General features: G+C 65.7%; 13 protein-coding genes and 1 tRNA gene. 11 read left to right on the forward strand and 3 right to left on the reverse strand.

What is annotated here, in order from left to right:
* Positions 1-12: 12 nt before the first annotated feature.
* Both LCL94_RS07475 and LCL94_RS07480 read left to right on the forward strand, forming a co-directional pair.
* Positions 13-1017 (forward strand): threonine aldolase family protein, encoded by a 1005-nt coding sequence (locus LCL94_RS07475; RefSeq protein ID WP_224831656.1) that lies wholly within the window; start codon positions 13-15, stop codon positions 1015-1017.
* Positions 1014-1955: a DMT family transporter gene (locus LCL94_RS07480; protein ID WP_224831657.1), complete on the forward strand. Its 942-nt coding sequence runs from the start codon at positions 1014-1016 to the stop codon at positions 1953-1955. Before LCL94_RS07475 ends, LCL94_RS07480 begins: the two co-directional genes overlap by 4 nt.
* Here LCL94_RS07480 and LCL94_RS07485 read toward each other — a convergent pair.
* Both LCL94_RS07485 and LCL94_RS07490 read right to left on the reverse strand, forming a co-directional pair.
* Positions 1939-2730, reverse strand: a complete 792-nt coding sequence (locus LCL94_RS07485; RefSeq protein ID WP_224831658.1) for an SDR family NAD(P)-dependent oxidoreductase — start codon at positions 2728-2730, stop codon at positions 1939-1941. The genes LCL94_RS07480 and LCL94_RS07485 overlap by 17 nt on opposite strands.
* Positions 2727-3971: a M48 family metallopeptidase gene (locus LCL94_RS07490; RefSeq protein ID WP_224831659.1), complete on the reverse strand. Its 1245-nt coding sequence runs from the start codon at positions 3969-3971 to the stop codon at positions 2727-2729. The genes LCL94_RS07485 and LCL94_RS07490 overlap by 4 nt, the downstream gene beginning before the upstream one ends.
* Positions 3972-4120: 149 nt before the next feature.
* Here LCL94_RS07490 and pepN point away from each other — a divergent pair, with 149 nt between their 5' ends.
* The 9 genes from pepN to LCL94_RS07535 all read left to right on the forward strand — a co-directional run bounded on the left by pepN (position 4121) and on the right by LCL94_RS07535 (position 13744).
* A complete protein-coding gene (gene pepN / locus LCL94_RS07495; protein WP_224831660.1) occupies positions 4121-6772 on the forward strand; it encodes an aminopeptidase N in 2652 nt (883 codons plus the stop codon).
* Positions 6765-7427, forward strand: a complete 663-nt coding sequence (pgeF, locus tag LCL94_RS07500) for a peptidoglycan editing factor PgeF (protein WP_224831661.1) — start codon at positions 6765-6767, stop codon at positions 7425-7427. The genes pepN and pgeF overlap by 8 nt, the downstream gene beginning before the upstream one ends.
* A gap of 216 nt (positions 7428-7643) precedes the next feature.
* Positions 7644-8216 carry a ubiquinol-cytochrome c reductase iron-sulfur subunit gene (petA, locus tag LCL94_RS07505; protein WP_160608694.1) on the forward strand — a complete coding sequence of 191 codons (573 nt, stop codon included), beginning with the start codon at positions 7644-7646 and terminating at the stop codon, positions 8214-8216.
* 23 nt (positions 8217-8239) lie between these two features.
* Positions 8240-9532, forward strand: a complete 1293-nt coding sequence (locus LCL94_RS07510) for a cytochrome b (protein WP_160608695.1) — start codon at positions 8240-8242, stop codon at positions 9530-9532.
* A 24-nt stretch (positions 9533-9556) separates the two neighbouring features.
* The gene (locus LCL94_RS07515; RefSeq protein WP_224831662.1) at positions 9557-10408 is read left to right on the forward strand and encodes a cytochrome c1; all 852 of its coding nucleotides are present in this window, start codon (positions 9557-9559) and stop codon (positions 10406-10408) included.
* Between the two features lie 82 nt (positions 10409-10490).
* Positions 10491-11027, forward strand: coding sequence for an adenine phosphoribosyltransferase (locus LCL94_RS07520; protein ID WP_224831663.1), 537 nt, complete (start codon positions 10491-10493; stop codon positions 11025-11027).
* 94 nt (positions 11028-11121) lie between these two features.
* Positions 11122-12981: a cation:proton antiporter gene (locus tag LCL94_RS07525; protein ID WP_224831664.1), complete on the forward strand. Its 1860-nt coding sequence runs from the start codon at positions 11122-11124 to the stop codon at positions 12979-12981.
* The gene (locus tag LCL94_RS07530; protein WP_224831665.1) at positions 12978-13613 is read left to right on the forward strand and encodes an OmpA family protein; all 636 of its coding nucleotides are present in this window, start codon (positions 12978-12980) and stop codon (positions 13611-13613) included. Before LCL94_RS07525 ends, LCL94_RS07530 begins: the two co-directional genes overlap by 4 nt.
* 57 nt (positions 13614-13670) lie before the next feature.
* Positions 13671-13744, forward strand: a tRNA-Gly gene (locus tag LCL94_RS07535).
* Between the two features lie 12 nt (positions 13745-13756).
* Here the strand turns inward: LCL94_RS07535 and panC are convergent.
* Positions 13757-14608 (reverse strand): pantoate--beta-alanine ligase, encoded by an 852-nt coding sequence (gene panC / locus LCL94_RS07540; RefSeq protein WP_224831666.1) that lies wholly within the window; start codon positions 14606-14608, stop codon positions 13757-13759.
* Positions 14609-14655 lie beyond the last annotated feature (47 nt).

The raw sequence follows: 14655 nt of genomic DNA on the forward strand, positions 1-14655 counted from the left end.
GGCGTTCCTGACATGAGCCAGGCCCTCTTTCTTTCCGACAATGCCGCCCGCGTCCATCCCAGGGTCTGGGAGGCCATGCAGGCGGCCGATGCGCCCGATTCGCCGTACGACGGCGATGCCGTCAGCGCGGCGCTGGACGAGAAGTTTTCCGCCCTGTTCGGCCGCGAGTGTGCTGCGCTGTGGGTGGCGACGGGAACCGCGGCCAACTGCCTTGCGCTTGCCACCATGGCCCAGCCGCATGGCGGCGTGGTCTGCCACGAGGAGGCGCATATCGAGGTGGACGAAGGCGGCGCACCCGGCTTCTATCTGCACGGTGCCAAGCTGCTGCTGGGGCAGGGCGAGGGCGCCAAGCTGACGCCCGATGCAATCCGCGCGGTAATCGACCCGATCCGCGACGACGTCCACCAGGTCCAGCCCCATGCGATCTCGATCACGCAGGCGAGCGAATATGGTCGCAGCTACCGGCCCGACGAGCTCGCGCAGGTTTCCGCGCTGGCACGCGAGCGCGGGCTCGGCCTTCACATGGACGGTGCGCGATTCGGCAATGCGGCGGCCTTCCTCGGACTTCCTGCCGCAGAGGTGGCAGGCGATGTCGATGCGCTGAGCTTCGGCTTCGTGAAGAACGGCGGGATGAGCGCGGAAGCGATCGTCTTCTTCGACGCCTCGCTGGCCGATGTCGCGCGCTATCGCCGCAAGCGCGCGGGCCATTTGCAGAGCAAGGGCCGCTACCTTGCAGCCCAGATCCACGCCATGCTGGAAGGCGATCTGTGGCTCGCCAATGCCCGCGCGGCGAATGATGCGGCGCAGGAAATCTCCGGTGCCTGCAGCGACCGGCTGATGCACCCGGTCGAGGCGAACGAGCTGTTCGTGAATTGCACTGCCGCCGAGCGCGAGGCGCTGCGCGCCAAGGGCTTTGCCTTCTACGACTGGGGCGACGACGCAGCGCGCTTCGTAACTGCGTGGAACACGCGCGAGGAAGACGCCCGCGCGCTGGCGACAGCGATCGGCTCTCTATGAGCGCAGCATCGGGCGACGAGAGCCTGCTCTCCCCGCGCAACCTCGCGGCCTTCCTGCTGGTGAGCGTGATCTGGGGCGGCACCTGGCTGGTGATCCGCGACCAGATATCCTCGGTCCCGCCAAGCTGGTCGATCGCCTACCGCTTCATCGTCGCCGCTGCGGGGATGTTCATCCTCGCCAGGATGCGCGGCGAGCCGCTGGCCCTGCCGCGCGAAGGGTGGGTTTGGGTGCTGGCGCTGGGCCTGTTCCAGTTCTCGCTCAATTTCAGCTTCGTCTACAATGCGGAACATTACATCACCTCCGGCCTCGTGGCGGTGATGTTCGCGCTGCTGGTCGTGCCCAATGCCGTGCTCGGCCGCTTCGTTCTGGGCCAGCCGATCCGGCGCGAGTTCGTGATCGGGTCGGGCATCGCAGCGGTCGGCGTCGCCATGCTGTTCGCGCATGAATATCGCGCTTCCCCTGCAACGCTGGGCGAAGTGCTGCTCGGTGCGGCGCTGACACTGGGCGGGATCCTGTCCGCCAGCGTCGCCAATATCGTGCAGGCGACTGAGGGGGCGAAACGCATCCCGCTGCTCACGCTGCTCGCCTGGGCAATGCTGTGCGGCGTGGCGATCAATTCGGTTTTCGCGCTGGTGACGCAGGGCCCGCCGCAATTCGATCCGCGGCCCGAATACGCCCTCGGCATCCTTTATCTCGGCCTGATGGGGTCGGTCGTTACCTTCCCGCTCTACTACGGCCTCGTGCGCAAGGTCGGGGCAGGGCAGGCAGCCTACAGTTCGGTCGTGGTGCCGGTGGTGGCGATGATCCTCTCGACCCTGTTCGAAGGGTTCCAGTGGGACTGGCTGCCCGCAGCCGGCGCCGCCATCACGCTCGCCGGAATGGTTGTTGCCATGCGCACCCGCGCTGCGCCGCCGCGCCGCGCTACTCCCGAGCCCTGATCGCCGCGAGCCCTTCACGGTAGGTCGGGTAGAGCGGCTCCCAGCCGAGCACCCGCTTCGCCTTGCCGTTGGCCACGCGCCGGTTCTCCGCATAGAAGCCGCGCGCCATGGGCGAGAGGTCGGCTTCTTCCATCGATTGAAGCGGTGGCGGCTCTTGGCCGAGTAAGCGGCAGGCCTCCTCGATCACGGCATTCTGGCTGGTCGGCAGGTCGTCGGAAAGGTTGTAGGCACCCTCCGGCGCATCGCTCTCGATTGCGGCGACAACGCCCGCAACGATATCGTCGACATGCACCCGGCTGAAGACCTGTTCCGGCAAGTCGATCCTGTGGGCCTTGCCCGCACGCACGCGGTCGAGCGCGCTGCGGCCCGGACCGTAGATGCCGGGCAGGCGGAACACGCGGGCGCCCAGCCGGAGCCATAGTGCGTCCGCCTCACTGCGGGCTGTCCTGCGACCCTCGCCGGTCGGCGCGTTTTCGTCGACCCACGCGCCCTGCGCATCGCCATAGACCCCGGTCGAGGACAGGTAGCTATACCAGGCCCGGCCCATTTGCTTCCGGTACGTGCTCAGCACCGGGTCGAGGCCGGTCTCGCGGTCGGGCGGCACGGAAGAGAGGACGTGAGAAGCCGTCTCCAGCGCGCGTGCAACTGCATCCCGGTCCTTGAAGGCAAAATCGCCCGCGCTGCCCGTTGCCTGCACCTCCCAGCCGCGCCCGCGCAGCGCGTCGGCGATGCGTGAGGCGGTGTAGCCAAGGCCGAAGATGAGAAGCCGGCTCATTTGGCGTCGAGATAGCCCTCCTCGGGAATGACGACCTGCGGATCGGCCATGTGGTCGGCCTTCCACTGCATCGCCATCCGCACGCGGGTTGCGCCGCTCGGGTGGTCGAAGAACAGCATTTCCTCGATCGGACCCGGTTCGATCTTGCGATATTCGGACAGGCGCATGGCGACCTTGGCGAAACCGTCGGGCTCCTGCGCGGCATCGAGGCCGAAGGCATCGGCCCCGCTTTCCGCCCAGCGGACGAGCGAATTGGTCGCCGGGGTCATCACCAGCATCCACGCGGAAAACAGGATCGTCAGGACCGGCAGCGAAGCCGGGTCGGTGATGTCGCGCACATCCCATTTCTGGCCGTGCCGCGCGATCAGCCTGGGTGCGACGCGGCTGATCGTGAACAGGCCGGTGCCGAAGATCGCGAGGTAGATGCCGACGATCCACCAGACATGGTCGAGCTTGTAGTGGCCCATCTCGTGACCCATCACGGCAAGGATTTCCTCCTCGCTGGTACGTTCGAGCAGGTTGTCGTTGAGCGAGATGCGGATCGTCGGGCCGAGGCCGGAAACGTTGGCTGAAATACGCTTGTGCTGTTTCGACTGGTCGAAGACGTAAATGTGCTCGGCCGGGATGTCGTACTTCGCGGCCACCGCCTCGATCCTGTCGCGCAGCGGGCCCTGTTCCATTTCCTCGTAGGTGTTGAACAGCGGCGAGACGAACACCGGCGCCAGCACCATGCCGACCAGCATGAACGCCCCGATGACGCCGGTCGCCCACAGCCACCAGCTCTTCGGCGCGCGCCGGATCAGCGCATAGATCGCGATGATCAGGAGCGGCGCGATGACGAGTTCGATGGCGAGCCCCATCAGCTGTTCGCCTGCCCATGTGCCGAAATCCTGCGACATCAGGCCGTACTGCTTCTCGCGGAAGAACTCCGTGTAGATCGTCCATGGGAGCAGCAGTATCGGCGCCACGATCGAGTAGAGCAGGGCAGTGATGCCGGTGACCGCCCAGCGGCGCTTGCTCACCCGCTCGCCGATGTTGCGGAAGGCTGCCGCCAGGCGGAAGCGCAGCAGCAGCCAGTCGGCCAGGATGCTCGCCAGCGCGCCCCACAGGATCAGCCAGTAGCCGCCTTCGAAATAGGCGTCCGACTGTGCGCGGGCCGGGCCCTGCAAGGTATCGAGATAGGCGCGCGTCGCGGTTTCGACATCGAAACCGCCCGCTGCCGTCGCAAGCAGGTCTAGCATGGCAAATTCCCTCCTGCGCGCTGGCTGCGGGAGCGCGGCGAATCTGTCAATCGCACCGCGCTTGCGGTCCGACGAGTGAACGCAAGCCCTCGACGGGCGTTGGTTTGGGTGACACAGAGCACCCGACCCCAGCATTTATCAGGAAAACCATGGATATCGCCCGCACCCCCTCGAACCCCGACGGCAATATCGAGATGGCCGATGCGGCGATGCAGCCGCACGATCCGCCCGAGATCCGGCGCGAGGATTACCGGCCCTTCGCGTGGCTGGTGCCGGAAACCCGGATCGATTTCGAACTCGGCCTCGACTGCACGCGCGTCCGCTCGCGCCTGACGGTGGTGCGCAATGCAAAGGCCGACAAGTCGCCGACCATTCGCCTGAACGGCGACGGCATCACCGCGACCAGCGTCAAGGTCGACGGCGAGCCGACCAGCGCCTTCACCATGGATGGCGACGACCTGGTGCTGACCCTGCCGGGCGATGCGCACGAGATCGCCATCGAGACCGAGATCGATCCGGCGTCGAACTCGCAGCTCATGGGCCTCTATGCCTCGAACGGCATGCTCTGCACCCAGTGCGAATCCGAAGGCTTCCGCCGCATAACCTTCTTCCCCGACCGGCCCGATGTGCTGTCGACCTATACCGTCCGCATGAGCGGACCGAAGGCGCAGTTTCCGATCCTGCTGTGCAACGGCAACCGCGTGGCGACGGGCGAGGAAGGCGAGGGCCATTGGGCCGAATGGCACGACCCGTGGCCCAAGCCGTCCTACCTCTTCGCGCTGGTGGCGGGCGACCTCGTCGCCAACACCGACAGCTTCACCACCATGAACGGCCGCGAGGTCGAACTGAACGTGTGGGTCCGCGAAGGCGATCTCGAACGCACGCAGCACGCCATGGACAGCCTCAAGCGCTCGATGAAATGGGACGAGGAAGCCTTCGGGCGCGAATACGACCTCGACCTGTTCAACATCGTCGCGGTGAGCGATTTCAACATGGGGGCGATGGAGAACAAGGGCCTCAACGTCTTCAACACGAAATACGTGCTTGCCGACCCCGACACCGCGACGGACGGCGATTTCGACGCCGTCGAAGGCGTGATCGGGCACGAATACTTCCACAACTGGTCGGGCAACCGCATCACCTGCCGTGACTGGTTCCAGCTCTCGCTCAAGGAGGGCTTCACGGTCCTGCGCGACCAGTTGTTCAGCCAGGACATGGGCTCGGCCCCGGTCAAGCGGATCGAGGACGTGCGCATCCTGCGCAGCGCCCAGTTCCCCGAGGACAGCGGCCCGCTGGCGCATCCGATCCGGCCCGACAGCTACCGCGAGATCAGCAATTTCTACACTGCGACGGTCTACAACAAAGGCGCCGAGGTCATCCGCATGATGCGCACCATGGCGGGCGAGGAACGGTTCCGTCAGGGCACCGACCTCTATTTCGAGCGCCACGATGGCGAGGCCGCGACCTGCGAGGATTTCGTCAAGTCGATCGAGGACGGTGCGGGGCTCGACCTCACGCAGTTCCGCCTGTGGTATTCGCAGGCCGGCACACCGAAAGTGACCGTCGACCTGTCGCACGAAGGAGACGAGGCGGTGCTGAAGCTCGGCCAGACCGTGCCGGAAACGCCCGGCCAGCCGCTCAAGCAGCCCATGCCCATCCCGCTCAAACTTGCCCTGTTCGACCGGGCCAGCGGACGGCATTCGGGCGAGCAACTGGTCGTACTGGACAAGGCGAGCGCCGAATACCGCTTCAAGGGCTTTGCCGAAAAGCCGGTGCTCTCGATCAACCGCGGTTTCTCCGCGCCCGTCACGGTGGAGCGGAGCGTCCCGCGCGAGGAGCTCGTGTTCCTCGCCGCGCGCGACGACGATCCCTTCGCCCGCTACGAGGCGATGCAGGACCTGATGGTCGGCCATCTCGTAGCCGCGGTCGGCGGGACGCTGTCGGAGGATGAGCGCAAGGGCGGGCGCGAGGATATCGCCGAGGCGATGCGCGCGATCCTGACCGACGCGAAGCTCGACGATTTGATGCGCGGCGAACTGATGACCATGCCGAGCCAGACCTACATTGCAGAGCAGATGGACGTCTCCGACCCGGGCCGCATCCATGCCGAGCGCGAGGCGCTGAAGGCGGAGTTGGGCAGCAGGCTCTCGGCAGAAATGCACGCGCTCTACGACCGCGCGGAGAAAATCCCCTTCTCGCTCGAGGCCGAGGCCAAGGGTGCGCGCAAGGTCAAGACGCTGGTGCTAGCCTATGCCGCCGCGAGCGATCCAGCGAAGGCCGCCGAACTGGCCGCCTACCAGTACGAGCGCGCCGACAACATGACCGACCGGCAGGGCGCGCTGATGGTGCTGACCGGCCTCGAAGGGGTGGAGCGGACGAACAAGCTGCTCGACTTCTACAACCGCTATCGCGGCAATGCGCTGGTGGTCGACAAATGGTTCGCGCTGCAGGCCTCCTCGCTGCACCCCGACGTGGTGGAGCATGTGAAGGCGCTGGCGGGCCATCCCGACTTCACCTTGCGCAATCCCAACCGCGTGCGCTCGCTCTACATGGCCTTTGCCGCCAATCCGCACGGCTTCCATGCCGCCGACGGCGAAGGCTATCGCATGATCGGCGACTTGATCCTCGCGCTCGACCCGATCAATGCCCAGACCGCAGCGCGCTTCGTGCCGCCGCTTGGCCGCTGGCGCAGGATCGAACCGGGCCGCGCGGCGATGATGCGCGAACAGCTGGAACGGATCGCGGAAGCGCCCAAGCTGTCGCGCGATACGTTCGAGCAGGTGACCCGCTCCCTTGGCTGAGATCATCCGTTCCCCGCTGCTCGAAGGTGTGCCGCACGGCTTCTCGACGCGCGGCGGCCTGACCTCCGAGGATGTCCTGCCCGGCGCGCCCCTGTGCAAGCTGGTCCAGGTCCATTCCGCAGATGCGATCAAGCTGCGCGAACTGCCGAGCGAGCCGCGCGAGGGCGATGCGCTGGTGACGGACAGGCAGGGCCTCCTGCTGGGCATCGTCACGGCCGATTGCGCGCCGGTCCTCCTTGCCGACCGCGAGGCCGGGGTGGTCGGCGCGGCGCATGCCGGTTGGCGCGGCGCACGCGGCGGCGTGCTGGAGAACACGATCGAGGCGATGGAATCGCTTGGCGCCTCCGCATCGCGGATCGAGGCCGCCATCGGCCCGACCATCGCGCAGGCAAGCTACGAGGTGGACAGCGGCTTCCGCGACCAGTTCGAGGCGGAGGACGGGCGATTCTTCGAAAGCGGGCAGGGAGATCGCCTGCAATTCGACCTGCCCGCCTATGTCGCGCACCGGCTCGGCAGGGCAGGCGTCGGGCGAATCGACGATCTCGCGCTCGATACCTATGCCGAGCCTGCGCGGTTTTATTCCTATCGCCGCGCCACGCACCGGCAGGAGCCCACCGAGGGGCGCCAGCTCAGCGTTATCGGGCTTCGTGGATAGTTGCATGTTTGCGAACGCCCGTCGCCAAAATGGCGGTTGGCAAGGAGGCGCAATAAGGCTAGAGGCCCGGACCAAACCGGGACACCGGGGGCTTTCGCGCAGGCTTTTTCGGCACGCCGAAGCCACACCGGAATCTCCGGCAAACGGATCGCAATTCTTTTGGTCGAACGCCCGTCCTGGGCGTGTGACATGTAAGGCAGGCAAGGCAACGCGCTGATGGCAGACACGACTGCAACCGCTTCCAACGAAACAGTGACCACGACCGAGGACGGCATCCGCCGTCGCGACTTCCTCGACGTGGCAGCAATCGGCGCAGCCGGCGTCGGCGGCCTCGCGGTCGTCTACCCGCTGGTGAGCCAGATGGCGCCCTCCAAGGACGTCCTTGCTGCCAGCACGACCGAAGTCGACGTTTCGGCGATCCAGCCGGGGCAGGCGATCAAGGCCGTGTTCCGCAAGCAGCCGCTGTTCGTGCGCCGCCTCACTCCGGCGGAAGTCGCCGAAGCCAACTCGGCCCCGCTGTCGGCAATGCGCGACCCTCAGACGCTGGAAGAGCGGACCAAGGAAGGCCACAATGACATGCTCGTCACCATGGGCGTTTGCACCCACCTCGGCTGCGTGCCGCTGGGCGCCGCCGAAGGCGAGGTGAAGGGCGAGTTCGGCGGCTATTTCTGCCCCTGCCACGGTTCGCACTACGATACGGCCGGCCGCATCCGCAAAGGCCCGGCACCGACCAACCTCGAAGTGCCGGAATACGAGTTCACCTCGGACACGGTCATCCAGGTCGGCTGAGCTAAGAGACGAGAGACAAGATCATGAGCTTTCCCTGGGCACGCGAATACCAGCCGAGCAACGGCTTCACCCGCTTCCTCGACGAGAAGCTGCCGCTTCCGCGCCTCGTCTATAACGCTGTCGGTGCCGGCTACCCGGTTCCGCGCAACCTGTCCTATTTCTGGAACTTCGGCGTGCTCGCCGGTGTGTTCCTCATGGTGCAGATCGTCACCGGCATCGTGCTCGCCATGCACTATGCGGCGAACGCGCAGGTCGCCTTCGCGACGACCGAGCACATCATGCGCAACGTCAACTGGGGTTGGCTGATGCGCTATGCGCACGCCAACGGCGCCAGCTTCTTCTTCATCGTCGTCTACATCCACATCTTCCGCGGCCTTTTCTACTCCTCGTACAAGGCCCCGCGCGAGATGATCTGGCTGCTGGGCGTCGTGATCTTCCTGCTCATGATGGCGACCGCCTTCATGGGTTACGTCCTTCCCTGGGGCCAGATGAGCTTCTGGGGCGCGAAGGTCATCACCGGCCTGTTCGGCGCCATCCCGCTGGTCGGCGAGCCGATCCAGATCTGGCTGCTCGGCGGCTTCGCCCCCGACAACGCCGCACTGAACCGCTTCTTCTCGCTGCACTTCCTGCTGCCCTTCGTGATCCTGGGCGTCGTGATCCTGCACATCTGGGCGCTGCACATCCCGGGTTCGTCGAACCCGACCGGCGTCGAAGTGAAGAGCGAAAGCGACACCGTTCCCTTCCACCCGTACTACACGGCGAAGGACGGCTTCGGCCTCGGCATCGCCCTGTTGGCCTATTTCGCGCTGGTCTTCTTCCTGCCCAACGCACTTGGCCACCCGGACAACTACATCGAGGCGAACCCGCTCTCGACCCCGGCGCACATCGTTCCGGAATGGTACTTCTGGCCGTTCTACGCGATCCTGCGCGCTTTCACGGTGGACTTCATCCTGCCGGCCAAGCTGTGGGGCGTGATCGCCATGTTCAGCGCCATCCTGCTGTGGTTCTTCCTGCCCTGGCTCGACAAGTCGCCGGTGCGCAGCGGCCACTACCGCCCGATGTTCCGCAAGTTCTTCTGGTTCGGCCTGATCCCGGCGATGATCGTCCTGTTCATCTGCGGCGGCGCTCCGGCTGAAGAGCCCTACGTGATGCTCAGCCAGATCGCCACGGCCTACTACTTCCTCCACTTCCTGGTGATCCTGCCGATCGTCAGCAGCGTGGAGAAGCCCGAACCGCTGCCCTATTCGATCACCGAAGCGGTGCTGGGTTCGGACAAGAAGGCCGTGCTCGGCGAAAACACGACGCCGGCCGTCTAAGCGATACGAGAAAGATACCAGGTCATGACCAAACTCCTCAGCGTCCGCCTCGTCGCCATTCTCGTCGGCCTCGGCTTCGCCTTCGTTGCTCTCTTCGCCTTCGTGATCGGCGCCTATAACGCCGCCACCGAAGAAGCGCAGGGACACCTGCCCTATTCCAAGCCGATGGACGTCGACTATTCGTTCGACGGCCCCTTCGGCACCTGGGACAAGGCGCAGCTGCAGCGCGGCCTCAAGGTCTACAGCGAAGTCTGTGCGGCCTGCCACAGCCTCAAGTTCGTTGCCTTCCGCAACCTCGAGGACCTGGGCTATTCCGAAGGCCAGGTGAAGGCGTTCGCCGCTTCCAAGCAGGTTCCGGGCATCGATCCGCAAACCGGTGAAGCCAACATGCGTCCTGGCCTGCCGACCGATTACTTCCCGTCGCCCTATCCGAACGCGGTTGCCGCGGCCGCTGCCAACGGCAACGCGATCCCGCCGGATCTCTCGCTGATCACCAAGGCACGCGGCGACGGCACGAACTACGTCGCCTCGCTGCTCCAGGGTTACCAGGAGCCGAGCGCGGAACTGCTGGCAGAACATCCCGAAGCGGCTCCGTCGCCGGGCCTCCACCACAACATCTATTTCCCGAACCTCAACCTCGCCATGGCCCCGCCGATCACCACCGACGGCCAGGTCACCTATGACGACGGCACCGAGGCGACGGTGAAGCAGATGTCGGAAGACGTCGCCGCCTTCCTCACCTGGACGGCAGAACCGACGCTGGTGAAGCGCAAGCAGACCGGCTGGCCGGTACTGATCTTCCTGCTGTTCGCGACGATCCTCGCTTACATGTCGAAGAAGCAGATCTGGGCTGCGGTAAAGCCGCGGAAAGACTGATCCCCGCTTCGATCACGATAACAGGGCGCCCCTCCATCCCAGCGATGCGAGGGGCGCTCTGCATTTCAGGAGTAGCGTTTCGATGACCCCGGCCGAGCTCAAGGCACTCGTGCGGACCGTTCCGGACTTTCCCAAGTCCGGCATCCAGTTCCGCGACATCACCACGCTGATCGGGAATGGCGAGGGCTTCCGGGCCAGCGTGGACTGGCTGGTCGAACGGGTTGCCGATTCCGGAGCGCAGGCGATTGCCGGCATGGAAGCACGCGGGTTCATTTTCGGCGCGGCGAGTGCGGCCGCGCTCGGCATGCCCTTCATCCCGATCCGCAAACCCGGCAAGCTGCCGATCGCGACCATCGGCGTCGACTACGCGCTGGAATACGGCGCCGATCGACTGGAGATGGACCCGACCTCGGTCGCGGCAGGCCAGCAGGTCGCGATCGTCGACGACCTGCTCGCGACCGGCGGCACGGCTTGCGCGGCGGCAGAACTTCTCCGCAAGGCCGGTGCCAGCGTGCCCGTTGCGGCGTTCGTCATCGACCTGCCCGATCTCGGCGGGGCCAAGCGTCTCGAGGCCTGCGGCGTGCAGGTGCGCTCGCTAATGGAATTTGAAGGCGAGTAGCCGGAAGTCCCGCGAAAACTTGGATATATCGGGCGTTTCGGGCATTGAGGCTGCGTGACGTGCCGCGGGGGCGTCGGCAGTCAGTGCGAGGGGCATGGAACAGACACTTGTCATAGCCTTGGTGGGCATTCTCGGGATCGGCGCGCAATGGCTTGCGTGGCGGACCGGGTGGCCGGCCATCGTCCTCATGCTCGCCGCCGGCTTCCTTGCAGGACCGGTGCTGGGCGTCTTCGACCCCGAACACGCGTTCGGCGAACTGCTCGAACCCATGGTCGCCGTCGGCGTTGCGCTGATCCTGTTCGAAGGCGGGCTGAGCCTCGATTTCCGCGAGCTTCGCCACACCGGCAGCGCGGTCATGCGTCTTGCAACCGTCGGGGTGGTGCTGGGCTGGCTGTTCGGCTCGCTGGCAGGCATCTACATCGCCGGCCTCGCGCCCGAAGTGGCGATCCTGTTCGGCGGTATCCTCGTCGTGACCGGCCCGACCGTCGTGATCCCGCTGCTGCGGCAGAGCTCGGTCAAGTCGCGCCCCGCCTCGATCCTCAAGTGGGAAGCAATCGTCAACGATCCGACCGGCGCATTGTGTGCGGTCATTGCCTTCGAATATTTCCGCAAGGTAGCCGAACAGCCGAACGCCACGCTGTTCGAGGTGGTACCGCCGCTCATCATCGCGGCCATCATCGCCGGCATCATCGGCTATGTCGCCGCGCTTGCCATCGCCTGGTCCTTCCCGCGCGGTGCGGTGCCCGAATACCTCAAGGTCCCGGTACTGCTGACCGCAGTGATCGGCGTCTTCGTGATCTCGAACCTGATCGAGCACGAGGCAGGCCTCGTCGCGGTGACCGTCATGGGCGTGGCGTTGGCCAATATGCATGTCTCCAGCCTGCGTTCGATCCATCCGTTCAAGGAAAACATCGCGATCCTGCTGGTGTCGGGCATCTTCATTCTGCTCTCGGCCTCGCTCAGTTTCGAGGACATCAGGCTGCTCAACTGGCCGATCGTGGCCTTCCTGCTCGCCCTGCTGTTCGTGGTTCGACCGGCAACCATCCTCATCAGCCTACTCGGCACGAATATCCCGTGGAACGAGCGCCTGTTCCTCTCGTGGATCGCCCCGCGCGGCATCGTGCTGGTCGCCATCTCGGGCCTGTTCGCGCTGCGGCTTGCCGAACCGCCGCTCGCCTTCAAGGACGCGAACCTGCTCATCGGCCTGAGCTTCTCCGTGGTCGTCGTGACCATCGTGGCGCACGGCTTCACCGTGAACCTCGTCGCCAGGCTGCTCAATGTGAAGGGCGCCACCCGGCCCGGCATCCTGATCGTCGGCAGCACGCCCTGGACCATCGCGCTGGCAGAACAGGTGCGCGACATGAAGGCGCCGGTCATCATCGTCGATGCCAGCTGGCAGCGCCTCGCGCTCGCGCGGCAGAAGGGCATTCCCTTTTACCATGGCGAAATCCTCAACGAGGCGACCGAGCACAATCTCGAGCTCGCGCCTTACCAGAACTTGGTCGCTGCGACCGAGAACGAGGCCTACAACGCGCTCGTGTGCAACGAATTCGCTCACGAAATCGGCCGCGACAAGGTGTTCCAGCTGGGCGAGGCGGCGCAAAGCGGCGACCGTCATGCGCTGCCCGAGAGCCTGCGCGGGCGCGCCCTGTTCGAATCCGGCTTCGGCGTGGAAGACGTGTCCGAGCGCCAGCGCCAGGGATGGGTCTTCCGCAAGACCAAGCTGTCGGACGAATTCGATTTCGAGGATGCGCGCGAGCGCCTGCCCGATGCGGCCAACATGCTGCTGCTGATCCGCCGCGACGGCACCATCCGCTTCTTCACGCACGCCGCGCGGCCCGAACCGCGCGCGGGCGACACGATCCTGAGCTTCCTCCCGCCGCAACCCCGCACTGCGGAAGACAATGCGGCCCGCCGGAAGCCGGGCAAGAAACAGGGAACCCAGACAGCATGACCCGCCCACCGAGGACATGGATCCCCACCATCGCGCTGGCCGTCGCCGTCGCAGGCCTTTCCGCCTGCGGCAGCGGGGACGCGCCCGATCCGGATGCGACGCCGACCGACGGGCCGCGCTCGATCTTCGACAAGGAGGGCGCAGGTCCCAAGGGCTCGGAGGCGCCCGAAGCGGTGTTGCCGCCGCTCGTCACCACGCTGGGCTTTCCCGACGGGACGGCGGAGCTGACCGAGGCGGCGCTGGCGGAACTGGCGACGGTGCTCGATTCCCCGCAGATGGGCCAGGGCGGCCGCATCGTGCTGCGCGGTCATTCCGATTCGGGCGGCACGGATGCAGCCAACCTTGCTGCTTCGCTCAAGCGGGCCGAGGCGGTGCAGGCTTTCCTCGTCGAGAATGGCGTCGCCGAAAGCCGGATCAAGGTCATCGCTTTCGGCGAACAGAACCCGATGGAACCCAATGCGCTGCCCGATGGCCAGCCCAACGAAGTCGGGCGCGCAGCCAATCGCAGGGTGGAAATCACCATCGAGACCACCAGATTGGAAGAGGACGACGCGCGCGAACCGACGCTGATCGAGACGATCACCAAGGAGCAGGAAGAAGAGCGCGCGCAATCGCAAGTCGCCAGCGAATGACCTGTTGACGGCAGGCATGTCCCGGTGGCATTTGCGCGGCCGCCCGGACGGACACGAGCGGGTATAGCATAGTGGTAATGCTCTAGCCTTCCAAGCTAGCTAGAGGGGTTCGATTCCCCTTACCCGCTCCAGTCCGCAGGCCTTCAAGCCACAGCCATGTTGTCGATCAGCCGTGTGCCGCCGATCCGCGCCGCGACGAACAGGCGCGCGTTGCCGTTGTCTGCATCGAGCGGGACGAGGCTGTCCGCATCGCGCACTTCTGCATAATCGATACTGTCGAACCCGGCCTCGACGAGCTTGGCGGAAAGGGCAGCGAGGGCACTCTCGACTGCCTGACCGTCCCCGATCGCCGCGATGGCTTCACGCATGGCCTGCGGAATGGCGGCCGCCTGGCTGCGCTGCTCGTCGGAAAGGTAGGCGTTGCGGCTGCTCATCGCGAGGCCGTCCGCCTCGCGCACGATCGGCACGCCGCGGATATTGTCGACATGCGGCAGCGTGAGATCGAGATCGCGGGCCATCCGGCGGATGACGGCGAGCTGCTGCCAGTCCTTTTCTCCGAAAAAGGCGATATCGGGCGTGACCTGGTTGAACAGCTTGCACACGACCGTGGCGACACCGTCGAAATGGCCAGGCCGGTTTCCGCCGCACAGGCCCTCGCTCACCCCGGCGACCGAGATATTGGTGGCATAGCCTGCCGGATACATGGCCTCGGGCACCGGCGCCCACAGCAGGGCCACGCCTTCCGCTTCCAGAAGTTCGGAATCGCGGGCAAGCTGGCGCGGATAAGCGTCGAGATCCTCGCCCGCGCCGAACTGGCGGGGATTGACGAAGATCGAAGCGACGACATGATCCGCCACTTCGCGCGCGCGTCGCATCAGGGTCAGATGGCCGTCGTGCAGCGCGCCCATCGTGGGAACGAGCGCAATGGTCCGGCCTCCGCTCCGCAGGGCTGCGACTTCATTCCTCAACACTTCCAGTTCACGGGCTGTTTGCACCTGTGTATCCCCTTGGATAAGGATCGATGCCAAGCCCTAGCGCCGTG

It is taken from the genome of Qipengyuania gaetbuli, from assembly GCF_020171365.1.
GTDB lineage: Bacteria > Pseudomonadota > Alphaproteobacteria > Sphingomonadales > Sphingomonadaceae > Qipengyuania > Qipengyuania gaetbuli_B.

Coding starts and splice junctions, on each gene's coding strand:
- LCL94_RS07475 (WP_224831656.1), top strand. CDS start 13: ATGAGCCAGGCCCTCTTTCTTTCCGACAATGCCGCCCGCGTCCATCCC.
- LCL94_RS07480 (WP_224831657.1), top strand. CDS start 1,014: ATGAGCGCAGCATCGGGCGACGAGAGCCTGCTCTCCCCGCGCAACCTC.
- LCL94_RS07485 (WP_224831658.1), bottom strand. CDS start 2,730: ATGAGCCGGCTTCTCATCTTCGGCCTTGGCTACACCGCCTCACGCATC.
- LCL94_RS07490 (WP_224831659.1), bottom strand. CDS start 3,971: ATGCTAGACCTGCTTGCGACGGCAGCGGGCGGTTTCGATGTCGAAACC.
- pepN (WP_224831660.1), top strand. CDS start 4,121: ATGGATATCGCCCGCACCCCCTCGAACCCCGACGGCAATATCGAGATG.
- petA (WP_160608694.1), top strand. CDS start 7,644: ATGGCAGACACGACTGCAACCGCTTCCAACGAAACAGTGACCACGACC.
- LCL94_RS07510 (WP_160608695.1), top strand. CDS start 8,240: ATGAGCTTTCCCTGGGCACGCGAATACCAGCCGAGCAACGGCTTCACC.
- LCL94_RS07515 (WP_224831662.1), top strand. CDS start 9,557: ATGACCAAACTCCTCAGCGTCCGCCTCGTCGCCATTCTCGTCGGCCTC.
- LCL94_RS07520 (WP_224831663.1), top strand. CDS start 10,491: ATGACCCCGGCCGAGCTCAAGGCACTCGTGCGGACCGTTCCGGACTTT.
- LCL94_RS07525 (WP_224831664.1), top strand. CDS start 11,122: ATGGAACAGACACTTGTCATAGCCTTGGTGGGCATTCTCGGGATCGGC.
- LCL94_RS07530 (WP_224831665.1), top strand. CDS start 12,978: ATGACCCGCCCACCGAGGACATGGATCCCCACCATCGCGCTGGCCGTC.